This is a genomic window from Pelotomaculum propionicicum (genome assembly GCF_048984525.1).
Classification (GTDB): domain Bacteria; phylum Bacillota; class Desulfotomaculia; order Desulfotomaculales; family Pelotomaculaceae; genus Syntrophopropionicum; species Syntrophopropionicum propionicicum_A.
Map to the genome: position 1 here is coordinate 152731 of NZ_JBMGJC010000004.1, position 26688 is coordinate 179418.

Genomic DNA, 26688 nt, shown 5'->3' on the forward strand with positions numbered 1-26688 from the left:
GGGGGGAGAATTTGATCCAAACCGAGTTATGTGACTTGCTGGGTATTGAATACCCAATTATTCAGGGTGGCATGGCCTGGGTGTCTACCGCCGAACTGGCAGCGGCCGTTTCAGAGGCCGGCGGCCTGGGTGTGATTGGTTCAGGCGCCGCCCCGCCTGACTGGCTCCGGGAACAGCTGCACAAGGCCAAAGAACTGACAAATAAGCCCTTTGGTGTTAACGTGATGCTTCTTTCTCCTTACCTGGCGGAAATTATGGATATACTTCTCGAAGAAAAAGTGGCCGTGGTCACCACGGGGGCGGGTAACCCCGGCAAATATGTACCCGCGCTCAGGGAGGCGGGGACCAAGGTTATCCCGGTAGTTTCTTCAGTAGCCCTGGCGAAAAGGCTGACCCGCTCCGGCGTGGACGCGTTTATCGCTGAAGGCATGGAGTCCGGCGGTCATATCGGCGTCCTGACAACCATGGCCCTGGTGCCCCAGGTTGTAGACGCTGTTGATCTGCCGGTTATCGCTGCCGGAGGTATTTACGACGGCAGGGGTCTTGTTGCCGCGCTGGCCTTGGGGGCCGTGGGTGTCCAGATGGGCACGCGCTTTATGTGCGCGGAGGAATGCACAATTCCTCAGAGAGTCAAGGATTTTGTAATCAGGGCTAAAGACCGTGACACCGCGGTTTCCGGAACTTCCACCGGACACCCTGTACGTGCCCTGCGCAACAGGCTGACCAGGAAATATGATGAGATGGAGAAAAACGGCGCGCCGCCGGAGGAAATTGAGAATCTTGGAGTGGGCAGCCTCCGGCTGGCAATGGTAGAAGGTGACATTGAAAACGGCACGGTTATGGCAGGACAGGTCAGCGCCATGGTCAATAAGGTGCAGCCTGCCCGTGAAATTATTTTGGATATTATGAATAGCGCCGAATGTGTATTAGGTCGCTTGAAAAATCAGGTGGTGTAGATAAATGAAAATCGCATTTGTTTTCCCCGGCCAGGCTTCGCAGTACGCCGGCATGGGAAAGGAATTATACGAGGAGTTTCCGATTGCCGCCGCTGTTTTTAACAGAGCGGACGATGCGCTGGGTTTTTCACTGTCCCGGTTATGCTTTGAAGGTCCCCAGGAAGAGTTAAACCTGACCGCCAACACCCAGCCGGCCGTGCTCACAACAAGCGCGGCCTGCCTGGAAGTCCTAAAAAGTATGGGAGCACCGGTCCCCCACGCGGTGGCCGGCCACAGCCTTGGTGAATATACAGCCCTTGTGGCTGCTGATTCCCTTTTGTTCGAGGACGCCGTCCGCCTGGTGCGCAAACGGGGCCAGTACATGCAGGAAGCGGTGCCCGTCGGTGAGGGCGGTATGGCCGCTGTTATGGGATTAAGTACCGAGCTGGTTGAAGAGGCTTGTTTAAAAGCGTCAGGCTCCGGCGTAGTCGAGGCGGTTAACCTGAACTGCCCGGGGCAGGTGGTTATCGCGGGAGATACAGCCGGCCTGAGTGCTGCCGAGCCGCTGCTCAAGGCGGCAGGCGCCAGGCGTGTGATGCCGATTCCCGTGAGCGCGCCTTTCCATTCCAGCCTGATGGTGCCCGCGGGCAAAAGGTTAGCCGAAGATTTGAATAAAGTCTCTGTCGCCGATCCGAAAATTCAAGTGGTGGCGAATGTCAGCGCGGACCTGGTCAGTTCCGGCCCGGAGGTAAGAGAATCTTTAATCAGGCAGGTTTACAGCCCCGTACGCTGGGAAGAGTGTGTCTTAAGAATGATACATCTCGGGGTGGACACATTTATAGAAGTGGGCCCGGGAAAGGTGCTCAGCGGGCTGATTAAAAAAATCAGCCGCGATGTGACTATATTAAATGTTGAGGACAGAGCATCTTTGGAAAAAGTCCTTGCTTTAACCAGGGAGGTTAGCTAAAATGGTTCTGGATGGGAGAATTGCGGTCGTTACCGGAGCATCAAGAGGTATCGGACGGGCAATAGCCCTGGCCCTGGCAGAAAGAGGCGCCGCCGTGCTGGTCAATTACGCCTCCAATGACGCAGCGGCGGAAGAGACGGCTCAGCTGATCAGGAACAACGGTGGCAGGGTTTTAACATTTAAGGCCAATGTCGCCGAACCGGCCGAGGCCGCCTCCATGGTTAAGGCTGCGGTTGCCGAATTCGGCGCTGTGGACATCCTTGTGAATAACGCCGGCATCACCAGAGATAATTTTATTCTGCGAATGAAAGACGAGGACTGGGACCAGGTCCTCGGCGTTAACCTGAAGGGGGCTTTTAACTGCGCCAGGGCGGCTGCCAAGGTTATGGTCAAGAACCGTTCCGGCCGGATCATTAACATTAGCTCCGTGGTAGCCTTGATCGGCAATGCCAGCCAGGCCAATTACTGCGCGGCCAAAGCAGGACTGATAGGTTTAACCAGAGCTATGGCCAAAGAACTTGGCTCCCGCAATATAACCGTTAATGCTGTGGCGCCCGGTTTTATCACCACGGAAATGACTGACGGCCTGCCTGAAGAGGTTAAAGAGATGATGCTTTCTCAGATCCCTCTGAAAAGGTTTGGCGGCCCTGAGGAGGTTGCTGAAACAGTAGCTTTTCTGGCCTCGGACGCCGCGCGTTATATCACCGGCCAGACTATTGCGGTGGACGGCGGCATGTCCTGTGCCTGAAGATAATTTGTTTAGTCACTGGAAGGGGGTGAATTGTTAATTATGGCAATAATAGATAAGGTTAAGGCAATTATAGTTGAACAGCTGGGCGTTGAGGAAGAAGACGTGAAGGTGGAATCGTCTTTTGTAGATGACCTGGGAGCGGACTCCCTGGATATTGTTGAGCTTGTAATGGCCCTGGAAGAGGAGTTTGAACTGGAGATCCCGGATGAAGACGCTGAAAAAATCCGTACTGTTGGCGAAGCGGTGAAGTATATCCAGGAGCATCAATAAATTTTTGTTCATTTATGAGTCCCGGAGGGCAACCACGGGACTTTTTTGAAGAGGGGGTAATTTTTTGCTAAAACGGGTTGTAATTACCGGTCTGGGAATAATATCACCGGTGGGAACGGGTTTGGATAAGTTTTGGAGCTCTCTGACTGCCGGTGTTTCCGGGATCGGGCCGGTAACAAGGTTTGATCCGGCTCATTTTAGCACTAAAATAGCGGGTGAAGTGAAAGATTTTGAGCCTACCCGTTATATTGACAAAAAAGAAGCACGCCGTATGGACCGTTTCACCCAGTTTGCAGTAGCCGCCACCGCTATGGCCTTGGAAGACGCCTCTTTAAACTTTGATGATGAAGACAGGGACCGCATCGGGGTTATCCTTGGCTCCGGGGTCGGAGGCATTGAAACAATGGAAGAACAGGCCAGGGTCCTGGCTGAAAAAGGTCCTGGCCGGATAAGCCCGATATTTGTGCCGATGATGATTGCCAACATGGGCGCTGGACAGGTGGCGATCAGGTACTGCCTGAGAGGCCCGAATACTACCGCTGTTTCTGCCTGCGCCTCAAGCAGCAATGCCATCGGAGACGCCTTTAAGATGCTGCAGTACGGCCGTGCCGACGTGATGATCACCGGGGGAGCCGAGGCGGCTATAACACCCCTGGCCATGGCAGGCTTCATCCAGATGAAAGCGATGTCGTCCAGAAACGAGGAGCCGGAAAAGGCCAGCAGGCCTTTTGACCTGGACCGGGACGGCTTTGTGATAGGGGAAGGGGCAGCTATACTGATTTTGGAGACACTGGAGCACGCCCAGAAAAGGGGCGCCCGGATCTACGCTGAAGTAGTTGGTTACGGCAGCACCTGTGACGCTTACCACATGACTGCCCCTGATCCGGAAGGGCATGGCGCGGCCAACTCAATGAAGGAAGCGCTGGGCGATGCCGGCATTGAGCCGTCCAAAGTGGACTATATCAACGCCCACGCTACCGCGACGCCGCTGGGGGATAAGGCGGAAACCCTGGCTATAAAGCATGTTTTCGGAGCTCATGCCGCGAAAGTTGCCATCAGCTCGACCAAGTCAATGACCGGCCACCTGCTGGGGGCATCGGGCGGTCTGGAAGCGATGGTCTGTGTGCTGGCTATCCATGAAGGAGTAATTCCTCCAACTATTAACTATGAGCAGCCCGACCCGGACTGCGACCTGGATTATGTCCCGAACACAGCCAGGAAGGTTGGGGTAGACGTGGCGCTTTCTAATTCTTTCGGTTTTGGCGGCCATAACGCCACGCTGGTATTTAAGAAATATAAGGCATAATTATGATTATTTCTACAGGATTAACATTAAAAATTCTGTGCATAAAGGGAATTGTTTTGCGGCATCTCAAAAACCCTTTACCGGGTGGTGCTCAGGTGTTTAAAAACAAGGTTTACCTTGACAGCCTTCAAAACAAGCTGGCAGTGAACTGGCGTGATAAGAACCTTCTCTATCAGGCCCTTACACACAGTTCATTTACCTATGAAAGCAGGGTCAACGGGTTTGACAACAATCAAAGGCTGGAATTTTTGGGCGACGCTGTCCTGGGCCTGGCAGTCAGCGATTTTCTGTTCCGCAATTACCCCAACCGTGACGAGGGGGAGCTGACCAAAATGCGCGCGGCCCTGGTATGCGAACCTTCCCTGGCCAGGGTGGCAAGAGACCTGGAATTGGGCTACTGCCTTAATATGGGGAAAGGTGAGGAGCGTTCCGGGGGCAGAGAGCGCCCTTCCATTCTGGCTGACGCCTTTGAGGCCCTGCTTGGGGCACTCTATCTCGACCAGGGCCTTGTGGTTGCCAGCGACCTGGCCCTGAGGTTCCTGGCCCCGTTGATAAAAGATGTCCTGGAAGGACGCCTGGACAGGGATTACAAAACGGAACTGCAGGAAATTGTCCAGCAGCGCGGCGGTGAGCAGGTCCAGTATAAAATCCTCAGGGAAGAAGGGCCCGATCACCATAAAACATTTACAGCCGGTGTGCTGTACAAAGGTGCGCTGGTCGGGAGCGGGACCGGGCGTTCCAAAAAGGACGCTGAACAGCAGGCTGCAAAATCTGCGCTGTTAAACAATATTGGAGGGTCTAAATAAGAGATGGGTTTATTCAGCCGCATAAAAGGCAGCATAACCGGCGGGTCTCAGCAGGCGGCGGCAGCGGAAGAGCCTCAACAGGAGACAGCCGTGGAAAAACCAGGTTTTTTTGGCCGCTTGAAAGACAGCCTGAACAAAACCCGGCAGGGCTTTGTTGAAAAAATTGATGTATTAATCCACCGCGGCAGGGCTATTGATGAAGACCTGTACGAGGAACTTGAAGAAATACTGGTGCAGGCCGACGTAGGTGTCAATACCGCCGTGGAACTGGTGGAAAGGACCAGGCGTACCGTTAAAGAGAGACGCTTGGACGATGCCGGAGAGCTTAAAGCTATTCTCAAAGAGCATATCAGGGATATGCTGGGCAGTGAAACAGCGCCTTTGAATATCAGTGATGAGTCTCCCACAGTTATGATGGTGGTCGGTGTTAACGGGGTAGGGAAAACCACCACTATCGGCAAGATGGCGCACCAGTTCAAAGCCGGTGGCATGAGGGTGCTGATAGGCGCTGCCGATACCTTTCGGGCCGCGGCTATCGACCAGCTGGAAGTATGGTCTGAACGTGTCGGGGTGGATTTAATTAAACACCGGGAGGGCGCCGACCCGGCCGCGGTGGCGTTTGACTCCCTGCAGGCGGCAAAGGCCAGGCACGCCGATCTCCTGGTTATAGATACCGCGGGCAGGCTCCATACGAAGACCAACCTCATGGAAGAGCTGAAGAAAATAAGCCGTGTTTTAAACCGTGAAATAGCTGGAGCGCCTCACGAGGTGCTGCTGGTCCTGGACGCGACCACAGGCCAGAACGCCGTTAACCAGGCCAAGCTTTTTGGAGAAGCTGTCGGTGTTACCGGCATAGCTTTAACCAAGCTTGACGGGAGCGCAAAAGGGGGCATTGTTATTGCAATCAAACAGGCCCTTGATATTCCCGTGAAGCTAATTGGCATTGGAGAAGGTATGGAAGACCTCAGGCCTTTTTCGCCGGCAGATTTTGTAGAAGCCCTTTTTGCAGAATAAAAAAAAGAATTTAAATAAAATGCGGTTTCTTAACCAGTTTTCTTACAGCCGGGTAGAGCAGGTTGATTATATCCAGGTCCGTATTATAAATGGCCTGTTTAACACCTGGTAAAGTAATTGCGCTTATCAGCATGCTGAAACCGCTGTTATCCAACCTGTTCAAAGCTTCTCTGAACACAATGAGGCGCTTGATCCGCCGGATCATGGGCCTTACCATCCTTTCATAGTCAAGCCCCTCAGATATAGCCCTTCCCGCCAGGACGCCGCTGGTAATACCCATTACCAGCCCCAATCCCAGCAGGCTGTCGGTGAACCCGCCCGCGTTGCCTGTCAACAGTATGTTTTCTATGCGCTGACGGGAGGAAACGCCGCTGGTGTGGTTCATTTCGAAGGTATGGACAGTTTGCAGGTCCAGGTTTGCTTTTCGTATAAATTTTTCCCAGAAACCGTCCACCTCTGCGCGTTTGATATCCGGAACGCTGAGCATTACCACCGCCCGACTCCTGTCGAACGGCGCCAGGAAGGCATACCCGTGCCTGGCATAAGAGGTGTCAAAAAAAATAGCCGCTTCCTCCGGTTTGAATTCTCCCAGGATTACAGCTCCCTTTACCCAGGCGTCCATGGTGGTTTCCCATACTTTATTATCTGCCGCCGCCCTTGAGCTGCCGTCGGCCACTACTACAAAATCGTAATCACCGGAAAGTTCCCGGTAATCTGCTTCAACATTAAACTTTATTTTGGTATGGAGCCTTTCCGCTAGCTGTACTTCCAGCGCTTTTTCACCCTGCCCTCTCTCAACTAAATAACCGAGGCTGCCTCTGACCTCGGCGCTCCGGTGCGGCGAGTGCATGATTACACGGCTGATTCTATTCAAAGGGCGCAGGTTTATTCCGAGTTTGGACAGATAAAGCAGCTGGTCCCGGTGAGGGCGCTGAAATAACTCCAGCATCAGGTAAACCATCGGCACATGGAGTCCCGTCCTGCCGGAGCGTTCATAAATGTCAGGACATATGCCTCTTTTTTCCAATGTCAGGGCGCAGGCAAGTCCGCTGGGCCCCGCTCCCACTATCGCCACACGCAAGTAAGAAAACCTCCCGTTTAAGTTGCCACATGGCTGCTCAATATATTTTTTACCGGTCTGGAAACATTAATCTAAGAAAAAGTGGAAAATCTAATTAAATAAATTATGCTGAATTAAATACTGTTCGGAAGGATGGTATAAGATTGCCTTTGAATAATTATGCCTGGCTCGCCAGCGCGATAGTCTCTTGGATTATATTTTTTCTCCTGTTGGACTGGTCCAGGATTAAATATACGGTCTGGGGCGGTTTTATCACAGTAGCCCTGCAGCTGCTGGTTGATACCGGGGCGATGAACCTCAACCTATACCGGGTGGAAAGCTTTTATTACATATTAACATCGTCGACATTTTTTACCTTTGGCGTTGTTTTCACCATTGGTGTTCTATATGCCCAGACCCTGCCTGAAAACCGCTGGATGCAAGCCCTGAACATTATTGTGGCAACCACTCTGTTCAGTTTGCAGGAATTACTCTTTATTAAAGTACAGGTTCTGGAATATATTTCCTGGAGCCATGCCGCCAGCATCTTTGTTAACATACTGGTGTTTATCAGCTATACCTGGATTGTTGATTCACTGGGACTCAACCGGGCCGGTAAAGAAAGAGGGGGTTACAAGCTGCTGTGAGCCTGATGGAATTCTCCCTTTATACAATTCTAATCGGCATATTTGTTTATGCCTGGTTTAAATACTTGACACGATTATAGTGAATGACGTGCAGGTTATATGCAAGGCTTATTAAATCAGTTATCCGTTTTTGAAAGGGGTTTGAATGGTTTTTGAAAGTCGCCGTTATAGGAGCGGGAATATCAGGTTTAGCCTGCGCGCATGAACTGGAGAGACACGGCGTTATACCCGATATATTCGAACAGCGTTCGCGCTGCGGGGAACTGTTCACCCACTGTGCGGTTCTGCTGCAAATAATGCACAGGCCGGTCAGAGATATTATTAATGACTTGCATGAAAGATTTCACATAACAATTAAACCGATAAACACCCTGAAGAAAATCACAATGTACGCTTCCGGCAATTCCGGGTCGGTTTACGGCAATCTCGGTTATTTTGTAGAGCTGGGGCAGGCGCCCGACAGTGTCGCCAACCAGATCCACAGCCGGATAAAAACAGCCGTGCGCTATAACACCATGGCAGACTTCTCGCGACTGGCCCGGGAATATGATTACGTCGTCGTCGCTTCCGGCGACAGCAATACTGCAGAAATCTTAGGCTGCTGGGAAGGCGTCAGCAATGCCTGGGTGATGGGCGCAACCGTGCTTGGCTCATTCGATCCCAGCGCCATGAAAATGTGGGTCAACACGGATTATGCCAGGCAGGGTTACGCCTACCTGACACCTTTCAACAGTAAAAGCGCCTCACTTGTCCTGGTTGTTACCGGGGCGAACAGAAAAAATATAGGTCGCTTCTGGAATAAATTCTGGCAGGTTGAAAACCTTAAATATGAAATTTCATTGCTGTGGGACCTGCAGCATGTTTCCGGGTTTGTATACCCGCACAGGGTGGGCAACATTTTGTTGGCCGGCAACTCCGGCGGAGTACTGGAACCTTTTCTGGGCTTCGCCATGTATAGTTCTATCAAGAGCGGTATTTATGCGGCGAGGTCAATAGTCGAGGGGAACAGCTACGAGGAGTACCTGGAGCAGATAAAAGAAAATGTCAGGGTTTCCATCGCCCTCAGGAATACCATTGACAAATACCGGAATGAAGACTTTGGCAGGTTGGTTAAGTTCCTGACCACGCCCGGCATAAAACAAATTATATATAACACAAACCTTGATATGTTGAAAATTGCTGCGTCACTGCTGGGGATAAAAAGCAAACTGGAACTGTTGAAGGAAAAATAGACTCCAGCTGCAGTTTCAATAAGGCGCTTTTAGTTTTTGAGCTTTGATAAAACAATATTTACCGGATGCGGTTTGGACTCGATAGCGGCGATTTCCTTTTGCAGTATTTTAATGTGTTCCGCTTCATCATCCCTGAACCGTGCAAACAGCGACCCGGCAGCCGGATTGGTGATTCTGACGGAACATTCGTTGTAGAAGACCTGGTTGCTTATCTTTTCTTCCAGAGCCTGGTACAGGTAGTTCAGAGCGTCCATTAACAACAGACCCTTTCAAAACTAGATTTTGATATTAAAATTCTTTGCTTCGGACCTGATCTGTTTTACGCGCCCTTTGCTGGCGGCTGCAAAGCTTTTGAACAACGCACTTATCCTCTTGTCCCGGATGGTCTCAGAAAGGCTGGTATAGCGGGCGAGACGCTGTTCTTCCCGGTGCAGGGATTCCTTGAAGGCGCTGTTCAACAGTTCGACCTGGCTCAGTTTTGTCATATATGGCGGTTCATCTCCATAGACTACATTTTTAACTTTTAACAATGTACTATTATTATTGGCCTTAATACAAAATAAAAACCTTAAAAGGTGGTGCCGGGATGGCAGTGTGCATGGTTTGCAACGGCCTGGCCTCAGTTGAAAAAAGCTGTCCTGAATGCGGTTCACTCATGGTTGACGCCGGTATTATCCAGGACTATTACGATAATTACAGCGCCTACCTGGAGCAGGATATTTATGAAGACGGGTACAGGTCTTACAGTGAATTATGCTGTGTGCACCTGTTTGCCTGCCCCCGGTGCCATTACGATGTTTCACTCAAGTTCAAAAGGATTGAAGAAGAAAGATTGTTGGACTTAAAACTGCCTATTTATTCATAAATAAGAGGATTGAGAATCGGACGAGTAGAATACTAGGATTTATCTGGTAAAATATTTTGCAAAACAGGGGGCATAAAGATGGAAATTAAAATAGCCGTTATCGGAGGCACCGGTGTGTATGATCCGGATATTTTGAATGATATCAGGGACGAGAAGGTTTCGACACCTTACGGGGACGTTGAGCTTAAAATAGGTAAACACCAGGGTATAATGGTGGCTTTTATGAACCGCCACGGCGAAGGGCACTCAATCCCTCCCAATATGGTGAACTACCGCGCCAATATTGACGCGCTGAAAAGGCTTGGGGTCAAGAATATTTTAGCCACGGCGGCGGTAGGCTCGCTGAACCCCCTTATGCAGCCCGGCCACCTTATTTTTGTTGACCAGTTCCTGGACTTTACAAAGTTCCGGCAGCAGACTTTTTTTGACGGGGGCAGCGCCGGCGTGGTACACACTGATATGACCGACCCGTACTGCCCTGAACTCAGGGAAGTCCTGTCGCTGGCCGCTCAAAGCCAGGGGTTGACATATCACAATGGCGGCGTCTATGTGTGCACTGAAGGGCCGCGGTTTGAAACCGCGGCAGAAATTAAGATGTACCGCATGATGGGCGGCGATCTGGTCGGCATGACCGGCGTCCCCGAGGCGCCTCTGGCCAGAGAAGCGGAAATTTGCTATGCCACGATAGCCATGGTAACCAATTTTGCCGCGGGCATATCTCCTGTCAGGCTCTTACACCAGGAAGTTGTCGACACCATGATCCAGAATGGTGAAAACATGAGGAAACTCTTGATGCAGGCTATCGCCCGGGTTGATATCGACCGTGCCTGCGCCTGTCACAATATTGCTTAAAAAAAATATCACAAGATTAACAGGATTAGATAGATTAACAAGATTAAATAAATATTTTTAATTATTAAATTAGTGTTTTTGCATTAAGAAATCATCAAATCCTAAATATGGTTTATCCCGTTGCCAATAAATAAATGTTTTAATAAATAAGTACTCAGCTTATTATTCTGTTTAATAATCTTGTTAATCCTGAAAATCTTGTAAATCATGTGAAAATTTTATGGGAGTAGAAGTGCGCATGTTGGATACTCTACGCTGGCTGACGGGTGAAGAGTGTCTGGAACTGCTGGACCAGACAAAACTGCCCGCGGAAATAACCTATATCAGATGTTCCGATTACCGTGACGTCGCGTCCGCCATTAAATGTCTGGCCGTGAGGGGCGCGCCCGCCATCGGCGCCGCCGCCGCTTATGGTCTGGTCCTGGCGGCTTATAAGGGCAGGCCCGGTTCAAAAGAAGAATTTCTGGCCCGGGTTGAGGATGCGGCCCGCGAACTTGCCGCCACCCGGCCAACGGCGGTGAATTTAAGCTGGGCGTTAACCCGGCTTCTCCGGAAGGCCCGCGCTGCCATAACAAATGACCCCGAAGCATTGAGAGATATAATGCTGGCAGAAGCCCATACCATCTTTCACGAGGACGTCTCTGGCAACCGCAGGATAGGAGAATACGGGCAGGTGTTCATCCCGCGGGAGGGCAGGGTACTGACGCACTGCAACGCGGGCGCGCTGGCCACTGCCGGTTACGGCACCGCGCTGGGAGTAATCAGGGCAGCCCGTGACGCCGGTAAAAAAGTAAGCGTTTACGCCGATGAAACCAGGCCTCTTTTGCAGGGCGCCAGGCTGACAGCGCTGGAACTGCTGCGTGAAGACATACCGGTTACGCTTATTACCGATAATATGGCCGGTTTCTTGATGGCAAAAGGTATGGTTGACCTGGTTATCGTCGGCGCCGACCGTATAACGGCCAACGGCGATGTGGCCAATAAAATAGGGACATACGGCCTGGCAGTTATGGCCAAAGCCCACAATATCCCTTTTTACGTGGCAGCCCCTGTATCCACTGTTGACTTAAGCCTGGATTCAGGTGATGAAATTCCCATAGAGGAGCGGGATCACTCCGAGGTTACCCACCACGGCGGGCGCCTGCTGGCCCCGGCCGGAGTAAAGGTCTGGAACCCTGCTTTCGACGTGACCCCTCACAGCCTGGTTACCGCCATCATAACCGACCGCGGGGTAGCCCGCCCGCCTTACAGCGAAAACTTAAAGAAAATAATATTACAGGATTAACAAGGATTTATTTTTAAAACCAAAAATATTTTCACAGGATTTACAAGATTATAAGGATTAACAGGATTTAAAAAATAAATATAAATTTTGTTTTGTGTTTAATCCAGTCAATCTTCTTTTAATCTTGTTAATCCTGTGCAATGTTTAAAAATATAAGGAGGCCAGCATAAATGCCTGATTATATTGTTAGAGATATAAACCTGGCGCCGGGTGGAAGGTTGAAGATCGACTGGGTACGAGCACATATGCCGGTACTTAACGCAATCAGGGAGGAGTTTGAAAGGGATCTCCCGTTTAAGGGCGTGCGGGTGGCGCTTTCAATCCACCTGGAGGCTAAAACGGCTTACCTGGCCGAGGTAATCAGGGCCGGCGGGGCGGAGGTTGCTGTTACCGGTTCCAACCCGCTGTCAACCCAGGATGATGTGGCCGCAGGCCTTGCCGCGGCTGGCATAAAAGTATTTGCCTGGTACAACGCCACGGACGCGGAATACCGGGAGCACCTTCTGTCCGTGCTTGACTGCCGCCCGCAGATCATAATAGATGACGGAGGAGACCTGGTAAACCTGCTTCATACTGTTCGGGTGGACCAGTCGCCGGAAATAATCGGCGGCTGCGAGGAAACGACCACCGGCGTGCGCCGCCTGGAGAACCTGGAGCGGGAAGGTAAGCTGCTGTTTCCGATGATGGCGGTAAATAATGCTTTTTGCAAGTTTCTTTTTGATAACCGTTATGGTACAGGAGAATCAGTTTGGTCAGGGATTATGCGCACCACCAACCTTGTGGTGGCCGGAAAGAACGTGGTTGTGCTCGGCTATGGCTGGTGTGGCAAAGGAGTCGCCATGCGGGCCAGGGGGCTGGGGGCGCGTGTCATAGTCTGTGAAATTGACCCGGTCCGGGCCATAGAGGCACTGATGGATGGTTACCAGGTAATGGGCAGCGAGGAAGCCGCCTCCGCGGGGGACTTCTTCATTACTGTCACGGGCTGCCGTGACGCGCTGGACAGGCGTCACTTTGCCAGGATGAAGGACGGCGCGATATTGGCCAACGCAGGGCATTTCGACGTGGAAATCAACAAGGCGCACTTGGACGCAATGGCGGAGCGCAGCCGCCAGGCCCGCCATAACATTGGACAATTTGACCTTCCGGGAGGGAGGAAAATTTACCTGCTTGCTGAAGGCCGTCTTGTCAACCTCGCGGCTGGGGACGGTCACCCGGCGGAAATTATGGATATGTCTTTCGGTATCCAGGCGCTCTCGGCCAGGTATATTAAAGAAAACGCAGGCTCTCTGGCAAAAAAACTATACTGTGTGCCGGAGGAAATAGACCACCGGGTGGCGTCAATTAAACTGCAGTCACTTGGTATAGATATAGACAGCCTTAATGAAGAACAGGAAGCCTATTTAAACGAATGGCACGAATAAAAATACGGAGGGATAATTAATGGGCGAAATTTTAATCCAGGGTGCCACCGTGTTAACCATGGAAGGGCACGATAGTATTATTAACGACGGTGAGATCGCCATTGGGACTGACAGGATCATATCAGTCGGCAAGAGAGGTTCGGCGCCGGAGAATTTTAAAGCGGAGAAGGTTATTGACGGCACTGGAATGGTAGCCATGCCGGGTTTTGTCAATTGTCACACCCACTCTTCCATGACTCTGCTGCGGAGTTACGCCGACGACCTGCCACTCATGAAATGGCTGAATGAAAAAATATGGCCGCTGGAAGAAAAACTTCAGAATGAGGATTTCTACTGGGGCGCCAAGCTTTGCTGCCTGGAAATGATTAAATCCGGCACAACAACTTTTGCCGACATGTATTTTCAAATGGAACAGATAGCCCGCGCTGTTGCCGAGAGCGGCATAAGAGCCTGCCTGTCGCGGGGCATGATCGGTTTAGGCCCGTACGCGGAAATGGCGGTGGATGAAAGTATTCAGTTCATAGAGAAGTGGCATGGCGCGGCTAGAGGCAGGATTACCGCCATGTTTGGACCTCACGCCGCATATACCTGCCATCCCGAATACCTGTCGCTGGTCGCCGAACTGGCGGCCACATACGGCGTTGGCATACACATCCACGTGGCCGAGACAGCTGATGAGTCAGAAAGAGTAAAAGAGGAGTACGGCACAACGCCGGTACGCCACCTCGACTCGCTGGGAATTTTCGAAGGTCCTGTGCTCGCCGCGCACTGTGTCCACATTGATCAGGAGGAAATTGAAATACTGGCCCGGAAAAGGGTTGCTGTGGCCCACTGCCCTGAGAGCAATATGAAGCTGGCCAGCGGGATCCCGCCTGTAGCCGGACTGATCAAAGCCGGCGCTCACGTGGCTCTGGGCACAGATGGAGCGGCCAGCAACAACAACCTCGATATGATGGAAGAAATGCGCACCGCCGCTCTCCTGCAGAAGGTTGCGACCGGGGATGCTATGGTCCTGCCGGCTTTTGAAACACTGAAAATGGCCACCCATAACGGGGCTGCTGCCCTGGGCCTGGCCGGTCTGGGGCTGATACAAAAAGGCATGTTGGCTGATATAATTCTGGTGGACATGCGCCGCCCGCACCTCTATCCCCGGCATGACCTAATCGCCAACCTGGTTTACGCCGCCCAGTCCTCCGATGTCGACACTGTCATTATCAATGGCGAGGTCGTGATGGAGGGCAGGAAAGTGCTGTCCATGGACGAGGATGAGGTAATGGCGCAGGCGCAAAAATGCGCGGACCGGTTGGTTGGGAAGAAGAATTAAAATCATATCACAAGATTTACAAGATTTTAAAGATTAACAAGATTAAATAATTACCCTGTTAATGCTGTCAAATTGTTTACTTTTGGAGTGTGACTAAATGGCGGTTGTAAAACTGGCGGGAAACATGCGTCACAGGGTGTCCTTCGGACACCCCTGGGTTTACAGTACGGAAGTGGAGGACATTACAGGTCATTTTGAGCCGGGCGATATTGTCGAAGTAATTGACCCCAAAGGCAAATTCCTGGGGCGGGGCTATATCAATCCCGCCTCTCAAATCCTTGTGCGCATATTGACCAGAGACCGCACTGAAGAAATAAACCGGGCTTTCTTTGCGAACCGGATCAGGGCGGCGCTGGACTACCGCCGCAGAGTTGTCAGCGGCACCGACTCATACAGGTTAATTTTTGGGGAGGCTGATTTTTTGCCGGCGCTGATAGTGGATAAGTTTGGCGACTACCTGTCGCTGCAAACCCTGGCCCTGGGAATCGATAAATACAAGGGCGAGATTACAGCTATCCTTGACGATCTGCTAAGACCGGCCGGAATTTACGAGCGGAATGACGTTGCGGTGAGAGAACTGGAGGGGCTGCCGCTTCAAACCGGGTTCTTAAAAGGCCCTTTTAATCCGCTTATTGAAATAAATGAAAACGGGATGGTGTTCCTGGTCGATCTGGCAGGAGGTCAAAAAACCGGCTATTTCCTTGACCAGAGAGAAAACCGGATGGCCCTGCGGGGTATAGCGGAGGGCGCCAGGGTTCTTGACTGTTTCTGTCACACCGGTACTTTCAGCATTTACGCCGCCAGTTACGGCGCCAGGGAGGTCAACGGGATTGACATTGCCGCGCCGGCGCTGGCCCTGGCTGAGAAAAACGCCTCCAAAAACGATTTTGGCGGGGTCTGCTCCTTCAGGGAAGGCAACGCCTTTGATGAGCTGAGGGCACTGGAAAGGAACAAGGAAAAGTACGATTTAATCGTCCTTGACCCGCCTGCTTTCACCAAATCCAGGCGTGCCCTGGAGGGAGCCGCGCGCGGCTACAAGGAGATCAACCTGCGGGCTATGAAACTGCTGCCGCCGGGAGGTTTCCTGGTAACCTGCACCTGCTCTTACCACATGGGTGAAAGCCGTTTTTTGGAGGTAATCACGGATGCGGCGCAGGATGCCGGCCGGCAGCTCCGCCTTGTTGAGCTCCGGCGGCAGTCCAGAGACCACCCGATGCTCCTGGCCTCAGCTGAAACGCATTATCTGAAATGCGTATTTTTCCAGGTCTGGTAATAATTATTATTTATGCAGCCATGGAATTTTTAAATAATGTGAAAAACTAGAAGGAAATTTTTGATTTACACGAAATATTTTATATGCTATGAAAAAATTTCTTGATCTGTTTTTGCGGGGAAAAATAAGAAATTCACTGCTGGCCGGCTTTATAATTCTGGCTTTTGCTCTGATCATTGTAACCAGCGCGGCAGGATACTACCTATTGAACAAAGTAAGCGCAGACGCCGGTTCAATTACCTGGATTATAGCCGTCGCCGCGATTCTGGTGATGATCTTTTTTCTGCCTGTGGTTATACTGGCCGCCCGTAAAATTTCATATCCCCTGGAGGTACTGGCGGAAGGCGCAGATGAAATTTCCAGGGGTAACTATGGGTTTACCTTAGACCTGAGTTCTAATCATGAAATTAATATCCTGGCCCAGAGCTTTAACAGGATGTCCACAAAGTTAAAGGAACAGAGGGAAGTCCTGCTCAAACAGATATCGCTCCTGGAGGCGCAGAAACAGGAAATTGCCGCGCAAAATGAGGAACTGGCTGAAGCTAACGCCCGTCTCGAGTTGATAGCCATTACCGATCAGCTTACCGGCGCCTATAACAGACGCTATATTATGCGTGAAATAGAGCAGGAGCTGGCTATATCAATAAGACACGGCCTGCCCCTGTCTATTACTATGATAGATATCGACCATTTTAAAGAAATTAACGACACACACGGCCACCAGGTTGGTGACGAGGTTTTGAAAGAGGTTGTGCAGGTCCTGTCTTCCAGTATGAGGACCTCGGATTTACTGGGGCGCTATGGCGGTGAGGAGTTCATTGTTATCGCTCCCCTTACGGCGCACCATGAGGCCCTGGTCCTGGCTGAGAGGCTGCGGGAGACTGTCAGCAAATGGCCTTTCGAAACAACTTACGGTTTTTTGAAATTAACAATCAGCCTGGGCGTTGCCACATACGACGGAAAAACCGAGGCCTACCCGAGCACCCTGCTTGAACAGCTGCTGGCGCGGGCTGACGCGGAGTTGTACAAGGCAAAGTCATCCGGCCGCAACTGTATCAGCCCGGTGTACATTGAAGAAAGAGCTGCTGTTACTTCTTAATAAAGGACTTAATTATTGATTTCGCCCCCGCTTTGGCGGCGCTGAAGAATCCTTTATGAGTGGCGAATATGTCCTCCAGGGCCTGCAGGACGATGTCAATTTGTTCCTTGCTTACGCTCAGCGGCGGTTCCAGCCTGATTACATTGGGATTGTTTAAAGTATAAGCAGTTATGATACGGTGCTTGTTCATTAATTCTCCCGCCACCAGGCTGCCCAGGTATTCCTCGGAGAGCTTGGTGGCTAGTCCGAAGGAAGCCTTTGCCGCCAAGCCGCCGGGCTGGTTGAATTCAATACCCACCATCAGACCGCGACCCCGCACATCCTTTACCAGCGGGTATTTTTCTTTTAAGCGGGTAAGCCCGCTGAGCAGGTATTCTCCGGTTTCCCGCGCCTTCTCCGGCAGGTTTTCCTCAAGTATTATTTCCAGTGCCGCGATCCCCGCTGCCGCGGCCCAGGTATTGCCGCCGAATGTGGAGGTGTGAAGCAGCGCTTTTTCCATGCCACCATAGGCTTTTTTCCAGATTTCATCCGTGGTGATATAAGCGCCTGCCGGCATAATTCCGCCGCCCAGTGACTTCGCCAGGCACATAATGTCCGGTATCACATCGTCGTGCTGGCAGGCGAACATTTTGCCTGTGCGGCCCAGTCCGGTTTGAATTTCATCAATGATGAGCAGGGTTCCATATTTGGAACAGAGCCGCCTGACCTCGGGCAGGTAGCCCGGAGGCGGGATAATAATACCTCCCTCGCCCTGTACCGGTTCAAGTATAAATGCGGCTGTTTCTTCTTTTTTCAGCTCATACTCAAGCGCGTCCAGATCGCCGTAAGGAACTGAGGTGCAGCCCGGAACCAATGGCTGAAAAGCTTTCTGGTACTTGCCGCGGCCGGTCACCGCCAGGGCTCCCAGCGTCTTACCATGGAAGGAACCCTCGCAGTAAATCAGTTTTTGACGGCCGCTGGCGGCGCGTGCCATTTTAAGGGCGCCTTCCACCGCTTCCGCCCCGCTGTTGCAGATAAAGGAACGCTGCAGGTTACCTGGCGTGATTAAAGCCAGGTTCCTGGCCAGGGCGCCTGCAACCGTGCCAAGAGAAGCCTGGAGAAGGTTGGGCATCTCTTTTACCCTGTCCAGCGCCTCCAGGACCCTGGGATGGTTGTGGCCCGTGTTCAGGGCGCCGTAAGCTCCCAGAAAATCGAGGTACTTGTCCCCCTTGCTGTCCCAGACATATATGCCTTCAGCCCGTACAAACTGCCTGTCGAAATTTAAAAGTCCCAACATCATTGCCAGTCCCGCGTTCAGGTAGGTTTTATGGTTTTCCACCACCTGTTCCCGGTTCTGTTTAACAGCGCTGTCAATTGAGATAAAACCTGCCGGTTTTGAAATTTTCTGATCTTTGGCTGAACTGTTAACTTTCAATTCTATGCCACCTCCGTTATATATGGTTTTCTCCTTATGGTTTAAATAACCTTCACAAGTACGAAAAAAACTCTCTTTCACTTGACAGGGAGATGGCAATACTTTAAAATCTATCTGTAAAGCTTTTGACCTTTGCAGCTTAACCGTCAGGTGCGGCTTTTACTTTACAGAGCTGAGCTCAAGCCGGCCCTGCATTGTGTGAACGCCGCAATGCGGGAGGGAGGGGGAATGCGGATGCTCGAAAAGGTAGCCTGGATGAACATGCTTTTTGATTTTTATGGCGTGCTCCTGACCGAGCGCCAAAAAGACTTCATGGACCTTTATTACTGCCAGAACCTGTCCCTCGGCGAAATTGCCGGCGAGTTTAACGTTACGCGCCAGGCTGTATATGACACCTTAAAGAGGGCGGAGCAGGTCCTTTCACAGTACGAAGAAAAGCTTGGACTGGTGACAAAATCCACAGCGGAGAGAAACAAGCTTGCCACCGCTGCCGCCATGCTGGAAGAATATGAAACCGTAAAAAGCGACGGCAGGGTACAGCAAGCCAGGAAGATAATAGAAGAAGTCCTCGAGATGTAATGAGAGAAAAACAAATTGACAGGATTAACAAGATTAAAAAAAGATTAACAGGATTATCTTTAAGCTTTATAATTTTTGATTTACATACTTGGTAAAAGTATTTGGGATTATTAAGTTTAATTCACATGATTAACATGATTTAAAAAGATTAAGAGGATTAAACATCAAAATAGAATTTGTTTTAAATATAAATGTATATCTTAAATCTTGTTAATCTAGATAATCTTGTAAATCCTGTGAAAATATATTTATTTTGGCTTTGATATATTAATAAATCCTGTAAATCCATAATAATCCTGTGAATCCTGTCAATTTGTTTTGTTTGGGGAGAGAATTAGAACTGGGGGGTGGACGTCGATGTTTGCCAATCTGGCTGAAAGGCTGCAGGAAACCTTTAGAAAGTTAAAAGGGAAAGGACGCCTTACCGAATCCGATGTGAACGAGGCCTTGCGGGAGGTGCGTCTGGCGCTTCTGGAGGCCGATGTCAATTTCAAGGTAGTAAAAGATTTTATTTCAAAGATAAAAGAGCGCGCGGTCGGCCAGGAACTGCTGGCCAGTCTGAATCCCGCCCAGCATGTGATTAAAATCGTCCATGAAGAGCTGACAGCCCTGATGGGAGGCCAGAGCAGCAGGATCAACCTGGCTCCCAAACCGCCCACAGTGATAATGATGGTAGGATTAAACGGCGCGGGCAAAACCACCACTTCCGCGAAGCTGGCCAACCTGCTGCGGAAGCAGGGCAGGCGCCCCCTGCTGGCGGCGGCTGATGTCTACCGGCCGGCGGCGGTTAAACAGTTGGAGGTGCTTGGCAGCCAGCTGAACATACCCGTGTTTGCCATGCCGGACCAAAAAGACCCTGTGGCTATCGGCCGGGCTGCTGTCGACAACGCCCTCACAGGCGGCAGGGACATTGTCATAATTGACACTGCGGGACGGCAGGAAGTAAACGACGATCTGATGGCCGAACTGGAAAACATGAAAGAAGCAATCAAACCGCATGAAATACTGCTGGTGGTTGATGCCATGACCGGCCAGGCGGCGGTAAGCGTGGCCGAAACTTTTGACAGCCGCCTGGGCCTGGAAGGGGTTGTGCTGACAAAGCTGGACGGTGACACCAGGGGCGGCGCGGCGCTGTCGGTACGCTCGGTGACAGGAAAACCTATTAAGTTTATCGGCGTGGGCGAAAAACTTGACACCCTTGAGCCCTTTTACCCTGAACGGATGGCCGAACGGATCCTGGGCATGGGCGATATGCTGACGCTTATAGAGAAAGCCCAGGAGAACTTTAACGCCGAACAAATGGCCAAAATGCAGAAAAAAATCCGCAGTATGGATTTTACTCTGGACGATTTTCTGGACCAGTTGAACCAGGTTAAAAAACTTGGCCCTCTTGAACAGGTCCTGGGGATGATCCCCGGCCTAGGGGGCGCCAAGAAGTTAAAGGACGTCAAGCTGGATGAAAAAGAACTTGTATTTGTCGAGGCTATTATTAAATCCATGACGCCCGCAGAGCGAAATGAACCGGAGCGGGTCCTTAACGGCAGCAGGAAAAGGAGAATAGCCCAGGGCAGCGGCACCACCGTACAGGACGTCAACCGCCTGCTGAAGCAGTTTGAGCAGACCAAAAAAATGATGAAGCAGTTCCTGGACATGGAAAAAACTTTAAAAAAGGGCGGCAAAATGCTGAAAAACCCTTTCTTAAATTAATTTAACAAAGGAGGTGAGGGCGCGTGGCAGTTAAAATCCGCTTGAGGAGAATGGGTGCGAAAAAAGCCCCGTTTTATCGCATAGTGGTTGCCGATTCACGCTCCCCGAGAGACGGAAGGTTTATTGAAGAAATAGGGTTTTATGATCCACTAAAAAATCCCGTGGTGATCAATATCAATGAAGAAAAGGCGCTGGACTGGCTCAGCAAGGGAGCCAAGCTTTCAGAAACCGCCAAAGCCTTGTTTAACAAGGCCGGGGTGCTGAAAAAAACCGCGGGAGAGGGTCAGTAGGATAGGGAGGCTATATGATGAAGGAATTGGTGGAAATTCTGGCCAAAGCTCTCGTTGACCAGCCCGAAAAAGTTGTGGTTAATATGATTGAGAAAGACAAATCAACTTTGATTGAACTGCAGGTCGCCCCGGAAGACATGGGTAAAGTCATTGGCAAGCAGGGGCGTATCGCCAAGGCGATCAGATCAGTGGTCAAAGTGGCGGCAGCACGGCAGAAGAAAAAAGTTGTAGTCGAAATAATTTAAAGCTATGTCAGAAGATTATATAGCTGTCGGCAAAATCTTAAATACCCAGGGAAGGACCGGGGCTGTCCGGGTACTGCCGCTTACTGATTATCCCCAGCGTTTTAAAGTAAAGAGCCGGGTTTATGTATCATTAAAAGGTTCCAGAAAGGTAATGAGCATAGAAGAATCTGCTCCGCGTCAAAAATATGTCATAATAAAGTTCAAAGAAGTGCCTGACATGAACGCGGCGGAGGAAATTAAAGGGGGATTACTGGAGATAACCCGTGAAGATCTGTATCCCCTCCCGGAAAACACCTATTATATCTTTGATATAATAGGCCTTAACGTAAGAGACCTAAACAGGGGGAGCCTGGGCAGGATTACTGATGTCCTGCAAACAGGGGCAAATGACGTCTATATTGTCGAAACCGGCGCCAGGCCTCTTTTAATACCGGCTCTCAAACAGGTGGTAAAGGAGATTGATTTGCCCGGCCGGAGCATGGTCGTTGACCTGCCGGACGGGCTGGTTGATGATGAAAATTGATATCCTCACCCTATTCCCGGAGATGTTTGCCGGGCCGTTTTCCTCAAGCATCCTTAAAAGAGCGCAGGACAGCGGCTTAATTGATATTAACCTGGTAAACATCCGTGATTTTTCTACCAACAAACACCATACTGTAGACGATACGCCATATGGCGGCGGCGCGGGTATGGTGATGGCGCCGGAAGCAATATTCGGCGCTGTTGAGGACGTTGTCAAAAAAATTGAGGGCGCGCAGTCCCGGGTAGTATTGATGTGCCCCCAGGGCAGGCCGTTCAGCCAGGCGATAGCACTGGAACTGGCCCGGGAAAGAAACCTGGTCCTCATCTGCGGCCATTATGAGGGTGTGGACGAACGTGTGCGCGAGGGCCTTGTGACTGATGAAATTTCAATAGGGGACTATGTCCTGACCGGCGGCGAACTGCCGGCAATGGTACTAGTCGACGCGGTAACACGGCTCATTCCGGGTGTGCTTGGAGAGAGCGCGTCGGTTGAAGAGGAATCTTTCAATACCGGCCTGTTGGAATACCCGCAGTATACCAGGCCCAGGGAATACCGCGGTCAGGCTGTGCCCGATGTGCTTTTAAGCGGCCACCATGAGGAAATTAGGAAATGGCGCAGGCGGCAGTCCCTGCTGAGGACGTTGGAACGCCGGCCTGAACTGCTGGCACAAGTGGAATTAACTGATGAAGACAGGGACATACTAAAAAAATTAATGTGTAACCTGCAGCGTTTAAATCTTTAGCTAAAAGATCCAACATGTTTTAAAGCGCAGCCGCAGTTTTTTAGGAGGATATTTGTTGCCGCTAAAAACTGTTTGTGCTATAATAACTTCTGTTGGGTATAAAACATGGATTTACCGTATTTGTTATATTAACCTTAAATGCATTAATGGGGAAGGAGGGATTCTTAAATGAACCTCATCCATTCGCTTGAACAGGAGCAAATCAAGAAAGATATAGTTAAATTTAAACCCGGAGACACTGTAAGAGTTCACGTGAAGGTTGTTGAAGGCGGCCGGGAAAGGATCCAGGTCTTCGAAGGCGTTGTAATCAGGCGCCGCGGCGGCGGTCTGGGTGAAACCTTTACCGTCAGGAGGGTTTCCTACGGGGTAGGGGTAGAAAGGACGTTCCCCCTGCATACTCCGAAAATCGAGCGTATTGAAGTAATGAGAAGAGGCAGGGTGCGCCGGGCAAGGCTTTACTATCTGCGCGGGCTGCGCGGCAAAGCCGCTCGTATTCAGGATAAACGATAAACTTAGAGGGACTGGGTTATACAGTCCCCTTTGCTTTTAACCCAGAATTTCGCAGTGAAACTTTTGTGTCAACATTTTTACAGTGCCTGTGAAGGTAAGTCCGGGAGGTAATAAAATTGGCTCAGAATGAAGACCCTGCTAAGAAAAATTCGTTTTTTATGGAAATCCTGCAATCACTCCTGGTTGCCGCGGTGCTGGCTTTCATCATCCATACTTTCATCATGCAGAATTTCCGCATACCTTCCGGTTCTATGGAGCCTACGCTGCAGATACAGGACTATATTTTTGCCAGCAAAATAACCTACCGCTTCAATGAACCAAAGCGGGGGGATATTGTGGTTTTCAAGTATCCCCAGGATACCAGCAGGTATTTTGTGAAGAGACTTATAGCCGTGGGCGGGGAGACAGTAACCCTCAGGGGCAGCAAACTCTATATTGACGGCCAGCTGGTGCCTGAAGATTACCTTCCGCAGGGGTTGAGATTTCCGGATTACGGCCCGGTAACGGTACCCGAAGGGAGTTACTTCATGATGGGGGACAACCGCAACAACAGCAGTGACAGCAGGGACTGGGGTTTTGTGTCCAGAAACCTGATCGTCGGGAAAGAAATTTTTATCTACTGGCCCCCGGGCAGGATTGGCGTGGCCAGGTAGATTAAACGGTGCGCTTTACCTCGTTAATTCCAATGCTGTACGAAATATTATTATTGAATAATATGGCAGAGTTGGAGATGAAAAATGGATATTCAGTGGTTTCCGGGCCACATGGCTAAAACCAGGCGGCAAATTAAAGAGGACCTCAAACTGGTAGACGTTGTAATTGAAGTTTTAGACGCGAGAATACCGCAGAGCAGCCGGAACCCGGATATTAATATTATAACAGGCGGAAAACCAAGGCTTATCGTTTTGAATAAGTCTGATCTTGCCGACCCGGTCCTGACCAGGCTCTGGGAAGGCTTTTTTTTAAAAACCGGTGTGTCCGCGGCGGCTGTGGATTCTCTCAGCGGCAGGGGGATAAGGCTGGTTCCGGGACTGGTTCAACAGCTGACAGCGGCCAGGATGGCCGCCCTGGCGGCATCCGGCAGGCGTTCCAGGCCGGCCCGCTGTATGGTGGTCGGCATCCCAAACGTGGGGAAATCATTTTTTATCAACAAGCTTGCCGGGCGCAGTGTCACCAGGACTGAAGACAGGCCGGGTGTTACCAGGGGACGCCAGTGGATACGGGTGGCAGGCAGCCTGGACCTGATGGACACGCCAGGCGTGCTCTGGCCCAAGTTCGAGGACACGGCGGTTTCATTCAGGCTGGCGGCGACTGGCGCTATTAAGGAAGATATTTATGATCTTAACGCTGTGGCCGGCAATTTATTGAAATGGCTGGCTGAAAACTACCCGCACGCCTTGCGGGAGCGATATAAACTGGTGGAGGAACTGCCGGCTGAGCAGGAGGAAATACTCAGGGCGGTAGGGAGTAAGAGAGGTTTTCTCAAACCTGGCGGCGATGTGGACACTTTAAAGGCTGCCCAGGTTGTTTTAAAAGAGTTCCGGAGCGGCAAACTGGGCCGTTTTACACTGGAAGCGCCGGAGAGCCGATAAGTTTTAGAAAACCTTTGCAGGAATATTATTAAAAGCCCCGAAGATTAATATTAAATATTGTGGTTTAACCGGTTTTGATTAAAACACTATTTGCGCCACTAAATCTACAAGGGGTGGTATTAATGTTTCCCAACCTGGGGATGTCGGAAGTAGTTTTGATATTAGTGATTGCACTGGTCATTTTTGGACCCAGCAAGCTGCCTGAAATGGGGAAAGCGCTGGGGAAGACCATGAATGAATTCAGGAGGGCTTCGGCGGCCAGCTTCGCAGATTTTGAGGAAGTTAAAAGTGAAGTTCAGCAGGTCAAGGAAGTGGTCAGCCAGGAGGTCAGCCAGGTTACAAAAATTACCCAGGAAAAACCTCATTAGAGAAAAGTTATGAATTAGGAAATTATACGAAGGGGGTACTAAAACCTCCTTTTTTATTGTCTTTTCGCAAAATTAAACAGCTCCCAGGTAAACATATTAAATGATTTAAAGGATTAAAGGATTAAAGGATCTAAACATATATCACAAGATTTACAGGATTATTAAGATTTACATAATTTTAAGGTAACAAAAACTCGTGTCTTAACAAACATACAATGACAGAGGAATGGGGACACACCGTTTGAGACGTGAGAAATGAGATGTGGGACGTGAGAGTGCAAGACAGACCTTAAGGGTTAAAGGCCTGAAAGGAATGCATGAACCTCACGTCCAACGTCTCACGACCCACGACCCAATTAATGTCTACGATTAAAAAGGGCAGGGGGGCTTTTATTAAGCCCCCCTGAACATTTGTAACTATACAGGTTTTTATTAGGCGTGGAAGCCTGCTCCGACAGAATGGCCGCTGCCGTGCGCGTGCTCTTCCTTGGGCAGGATCGGGAAGTTCTCAACAACGAAGCAGTATACTAATACCAAACCGCTCCACATGCCGATGGTCAGCGCCCATTCCCAGATGCTGGGGAAGTAGCTGCCGCCCGTGGCCTGTGCCATACCGGTGAACACCACGTTCATCCGGTTGAATATTACACCTACAACCACCAGGATTGAAGCGGTCAGAACACCGCCCAGCTTGTTGCGGACAGACGGCATAGCGTACATGATGATCGGCAGGATAATAAACACGATCATCTCGATCAGGAACATGTTACTTTCAAAGGACCCATTGAAGGCCATTGAAAGCACGCCTCTGTATACCAGGTCTGCTATCTTTACAATAAGGTAGATGATTAACATAACCAGCGTAATCTTGGTCATGCTTGCAAATACCGGAAGCTCCGGTTCCCGCCCGTAAGCTCTGGCGGCCAGGGTCCCTTCCACGGTGACCATAGCCGGCCCGAGGAAGAAGGCGGACCAGACAAAGAAGAACGGGATGATCTGTGACCACCACAGCGGGTACAGCCTGTCAACGGCAACAATGTACAGAGAGCCGAGGGAGGACTGGTGCAGCGAGGGCAGTACTATGCCCAGGATCAGCAGGAATGGCAGCATGGCTTTAATAATTTTCTGCAGCCCTGGGAAGTTGATTTTTTCAAAGAAGATCTCACCGAACTCCAGTACCTGTACTGTCGTGTACAGTGAAATGCACCAGAATACTTCAAACAGCACGGAGTGGAAACCCCAGAAGAAGAAGGGACGCCAGAAGTTAAACCAACGGCCGATATCCAGGAAAAGGCTGACCATTGATATGATATAACCGATTAACGAAGTTAACAAAGCAGCGCGGGCGATCGGCAGGTATTTGTCCTTATGCAGCACGTGCACGATCAGCGCCGTGCTGAAGCCGCCGCCGGCCAGGGCGATGCCGCAGAGCAGGTCAAAACCGATCCACAGCCCCCAGGGCCACTCGTCGCTCAGGTTCGTCACCGATCCCAGGCCGAATGCAAAGCGCCAGAGGGCGGCTCCAACCGCGATCAGCACGAACAGTATCAGCAGCTTTCTAAAACCAGTCAATCTGAAAGTAAAGCGTCCAAATTGCATTTATATCTCACC

General features: G+C 50.7%; 31 protein-coding genes. 26 read left to right on the forward strand and 5 right to left on the reverse strand.

Annotated features, from left to right (window positions below):
- Positions 1-11: 11 nt before the first annotated feature.
- The 7 genes from fabK (at position 12) to ftsY (ending at position 6049) form a co-directional block, all read left to right on the forward strand.
- Positions 12-956, forward strand: coding sequence for an enoyl-[acyl-carrier-protein] reductase FabK (gene fabK / locus ACOBQJ_RS05950; RefSeq protein WP_421070814.1), 945 nt, complete (start codon positions 12-14; stop codon positions 954-956).
- 4 nt (positions 957-960) lie between these two features.
- Positions 961-1902 carry an ACP S-malonyltransferase gene (fabD, locus tag ACOBQJ_RS05955; RefSeq protein WP_421070815.1) on the forward strand — a complete coding sequence of 314 codons (942 nt, stop codon included), beginning with the start codon at positions 961-963 and terminating at the stop codon, positions 1900-1902.
- Position 1903: 1 nt separating this feature from the next.
- Complete coding sequence (gene fabG, locus ACOBQJ_RS05960) at positions 1904-2650, forward strand: 3-oxoacyl-[acyl-carrier-protein] reductase (protein WP_421070816.1); 747 nt, start codon at positions 1904-1906, stop codon at positions 2648-2650.
- Positions 2651-2692: 42 nt separating this feature from the next.
- Positions 2693-2923 (forward strand): acyl carrier protein, encoded by a 231-nt coding sequence (gene acpP, locus ACOBQJ_RS05965; RefSeq protein WP_421070817.1) that lies wholly within the window; start codon positions 2693-2695, stop codon positions 2921-2923.
- 64 nt (positions 2924-2987) lie between these two features.
- Positions 2988-4229, forward strand: coding sequence for a beta-ketoacyl-ACP synthase II (gene fabF, locus ACOBQJ_RS05970; protein ID WP_421070818.1), 1242 nt, complete (start codon positions 2988-2990; stop codon positions 4227-4229).
- Between the two features lie 95 nt (positions 4230-4324).
- Positions 4325-5035 carry a ribonuclease III gene (gene rnc, locus ACOBQJ_RS05975; protein WP_421070819.1) on the forward strand — a complete coding sequence of 237 codons (711 nt, stop codon included), beginning with the start codon at positions 4325-4327 and terminating at the stop codon, positions 5033-5035.
- A 3-nt stretch (positions 5036-5038) separates the two neighbouring features.
- Complete coding sequence (ftsY, locus tag ACOBQJ_RS05980; RefSeq protein WP_421070820.1) at positions 5039-6049, forward strand: signal recognition particle-docking protein FtsY; 1011 nt, start codon at positions 5039-5041, stop codon at positions 6047-6049.
- A 10-nt stretch (positions 6050-6059) separates the two neighbouring features.
- Here ftsY and ACOBQJ_RS05985 read toward each other — a convergent pair whose 3' ends face one another.
- On the reverse strand, positions 6060-7124 hold the full coding sequence (locus ACOBQJ_RS05985; RefSeq protein ID WP_421070932.1) for an NAD(P)/FAD-dependent oxidoreductase: 1065 nt from the start codon (positions 7122-7124) through the stop codon (positions 6060-6062).
- Between the two features lie 149 nt (positions 7125-7273).
- Here ACOBQJ_RS05985 and ACOBQJ_RS05990 point away from each other — a divergent pair, with 149 nt between their 5' ends.
- Both ACOBQJ_RS05990 and ACOBQJ_RS05995 read left to right on the forward strand, forming a co-directional pair.
- Entirely contained in the window at positions 7274-7756 is a 483-nt protein-coding gene (locus tag ACOBQJ_RS05990; RefSeq protein ID WP_421070821.1) for a hypothetical protein, read from the forward strand.
- Positions 7757-7908: 152 nt separating this feature from the next.
- Complete coding sequence (locus ACOBQJ_RS05995) at positions 7909-8988, forward strand: NAD(P)-binding protein (RefSeq protein WP_421070822.1); 1080 nt, start codon at positions 7909-7911, stop codon at positions 8986-8988.
- A 29-nt stretch (positions 8989-9017) separates the two neighbouring features.
- Here ACOBQJ_RS05995 and ACOBQJ_RS06000 read toward each other — a convergent pair whose 3' ends face one another.
- Together ACOBQJ_RS06000 and ACOBQJ_RS06005 are read right to left on the reverse strand one after the other, a co-directional pair.
- Positions 9018-9242 (reverse strand): hypothetical protein, encoded by a 225-nt coding sequence (locus tag ACOBQJ_RS06000; RefSeq protein WP_421070823.1) that lies wholly within the window; start codon positions 9240-9242, stop codon positions 9018-9020.
- 21 nt (positions 9243-9263) lie between these two features.
- Positions 9264-9518 carry a hypothetical protein gene (locus ACOBQJ_RS06005; RefSeq protein ID WP_421070824.1) on the reverse strand — a complete coding sequence of 85 codons (255 nt, stop codon included), beginning with the start codon at positions 9516-9518 and terminating at the stop codon, positions 9264-9266.
- Between the two features lie 56 nt (positions 9519-9574).
- On the opposite strand from ACOBQJ_RS06005, the gene ACOBQJ_RS06010 reads away from it, so the two are divergent.
- The 7 genes from ACOBQJ_RS06010 (at position 9575) to ACOBQJ_RS06040 (ending at position 17107) form a co-directional block, all read left to right on the forward strand.
- The gene (locus ACOBQJ_RS06010; protein ID WP_421070825.1) at positions 9575-9853 is read left to right on the forward strand and encodes a hypothetical protein; all 279 of its coding nucleotides are present in this window, start codon (positions 9575-9577) and stop codon (positions 9851-9853) included.
- A 78-nt stretch (positions 9854-9931) separates the two neighbouring features.
- On the forward strand, positions 9932-10705 hold the full coding sequence (mtnP, locus tag ACOBQJ_RS06015; RefSeq protein WP_421070826.1) for an S-methyl-5'-thioadenosine phosphorylase: 774 nt from the start codon (positions 9932-9934) through the stop codon (positions 10703-10705).
- Positions 10706-10946: 241 nt separating this feature from the next.
- A complete protein-coding gene (gene mtnA / locus ACOBQJ_RS06020) occupies positions 10947-11990 on the forward strand; it encodes an S-methyl-5-thioribose-1-phosphate isomerase (protein ID WP_421070933.1) in 1044 nt (347 codons plus the stop codon).
- A 170-nt stretch (positions 11991-12160) separates the two neighbouring features.
- Positions 12161-13411 (forward strand): adenosylhomocysteinase, encoded by a 1251-nt coding sequence (locus tag ACOBQJ_RS06025; protein WP_421070827.1) that lies wholly within the window; start codon positions 12161-12163, stop codon positions 13409-13411.
- 19 nt (positions 13412-13430) lie between these two features.
- On the forward strand, positions 13431-14735 hold the full coding sequence (locus tag ACOBQJ_RS06030) for an amidohydrolase (protein ID WP_421070828.1): 1305 nt from the start codon (positions 13431-13433) through the stop codon (positions 14733-14735).
- Between the two features lie 97 nt (positions 14736-14832).
- On the forward strand, positions 14833-16008 hold the full coding sequence (locus ACOBQJ_RS06035) for a class I SAM-dependent rRNA methyltransferase (protein WP_421070829.1): 1176 nt from the start codon (positions 14833-14835) through the stop codon (positions 16006-16008).
- Positions 16009-16096: 88 nt separating this feature from the next.
- Positions 16097-17107, forward strand: a complete 1011-nt coding sequence (locus tag ACOBQJ_RS06040; RefSeq protein ID WP_421070830.1) for a GGDEF domain-containing protein — start codon at positions 16097-16099, stop codon at positions 17105-17107.
- Here ACOBQJ_RS06040 and ACOBQJ_RS06045 read toward each other — a convergent pair.
- Entirely contained in the window at positions 17097-18521 is a 1425-nt protein-coding gene (locus tag ACOBQJ_RS06045; protein WP_421070831.1) for an aspartate aminotransferase family protein, read from the reverse strand. The two genes, ACOBQJ_RS06040 and ACOBQJ_RS06045, sit on opposite strands and share 11 nt — an antisense overlap.
- Before the next feature lie 234 nt (positions 18522-18755).
- Here ACOBQJ_RS06045 and ylxM point away from each other — a divergent pair, with 234 nt between their 5' ends.
- The 10 genes from ylxM (at position 18756) to ACOBQJ_RS06095 (ending at position 25077) form a co-directional block, all read left to right on the forward strand.
- Positions 18756-19100 carry a YlxM family DNA-binding protein gene (ylxM, locus tag ACOBQJ_RS06050; protein ID WP_421070832.1) on the forward strand — a complete coding sequence of 115 codons (345 nt, stop codon included), beginning with the start codon at positions 18756-18758 and terminating at the stop codon, positions 19098-19100.
- A gap of 357 nt (positions 19101-19457) precedes the next feature.
- Positions 19458-20807 (forward strand): signal recognition particle protein, encoded by a 1350-nt coding sequence (gene ffh, locus ACOBQJ_RS06055; protein WP_421070833.1) that lies wholly within the window; start codon positions 19458-19460, stop codon positions 20805-20807.
- 23 nt (positions 20808-20830) lie between these two features.
- Positions 20831-21097: a 30S ribosomal protein S16 gene (gene rpsP / locus ACOBQJ_RS06060; RefSeq protein WP_421070834.1), complete on the forward strand. Its 267-nt coding sequence runs from the start codon at positions 20831-20833 to the stop codon at positions 21095-21097.
- Positions 21098-21114: 17 nt separating this feature from the next.
- Positions 21115-21342 carry a KH domain-containing protein gene (locus tag ACOBQJ_RS06065; RefSeq protein ID WP_421070934.1) on the forward strand — a complete coding sequence of 76 codons (228 nt, stop codon included), beginning with the start codon at positions 21115-21117 and terminating at the stop codon, positions 21340-21342.
- Between the two features lie 4 nt (positions 21343-21346).
- Positions 21347-21865: a ribosome maturation factor RimM gene (gene rimM, locus ACOBQJ_RS06070; protein WP_421070835.1), complete on the forward strand. Its 519-nt coding sequence runs from the start codon at positions 21347-21349 to the stop codon at positions 21863-21865.
- A complete protein-coding gene (trmD, locus tag ACOBQJ_RS06075; protein WP_421070935.1) occupies positions 21855-22607 on the forward strand; it encodes a tRNA (guanosine(37)-N1)-methyltransferase TrmD in 753 nt (250 codons plus the stop codon). Before rimM ends, trmD begins: the two co-directional genes overlap by 11 nt.
- Before the next feature lie 168 nt (positions 22608-22775).
- Positions 22776-23117, forward strand: a complete 342-nt coding sequence (rplS, locus tag ACOBQJ_RS06080) for a 50S ribosomal protein L19 (RefSeq protein WP_421070836.1) — start codon at positions 22776-22778, stop codon at positions 23115-23117.
- 116 nt (positions 23118-23233) lie between these two features.
- Positions 23234-23770: a signal peptidase I gene (gene lepB, locus ACOBQJ_RS06085; RefSeq protein WP_421070837.1), complete on the forward strand. Its 537-nt coding sequence runs from the start codon at positions 23234-23236 to the stop codon at positions 23768-23770.
- Positions 23771-23854: 84 nt separating this feature from the next.
- Complete coding sequence (gene ylqF, locus ACOBQJ_RS06090) at positions 23855-24709, forward strand: ribosome biogenesis GTPase YlqF (RefSeq protein WP_421070838.1); 855 nt, start codon at positions 23855-23857, stop codon at positions 24707-24709.
- 122 nt (positions 24710-24831) lie between these two features.
- A complete protein-coding gene (locus ACOBQJ_RS06095; RefSeq protein WP_421070839.1) occupies positions 24832-25077 on the forward strand; it encodes a twin-arginine translocase TatA/TatE family subunit in 246 nt (81 codons plus the stop codon).
- A 432-nt stretch (positions 25078-25509) separates the two neighbouring features.
- On the opposite strand, the gene nrfD is transcribed toward ACOBQJ_RS06095, so the two are convergent.
- Complete coding sequence (gene nrfD, locus ACOBQJ_RS06100) at positions 25510-26676, reverse strand: NrfD/PsrC family molybdoenzyme membrane anchor subunit (protein WP_421070840.1); 1167 nt, start codon at positions 26674-26676, stop codon at positions 25510-25512.
- Between the last annotated feature and the right edge of the window lie 12 nt (positions 26677-26688).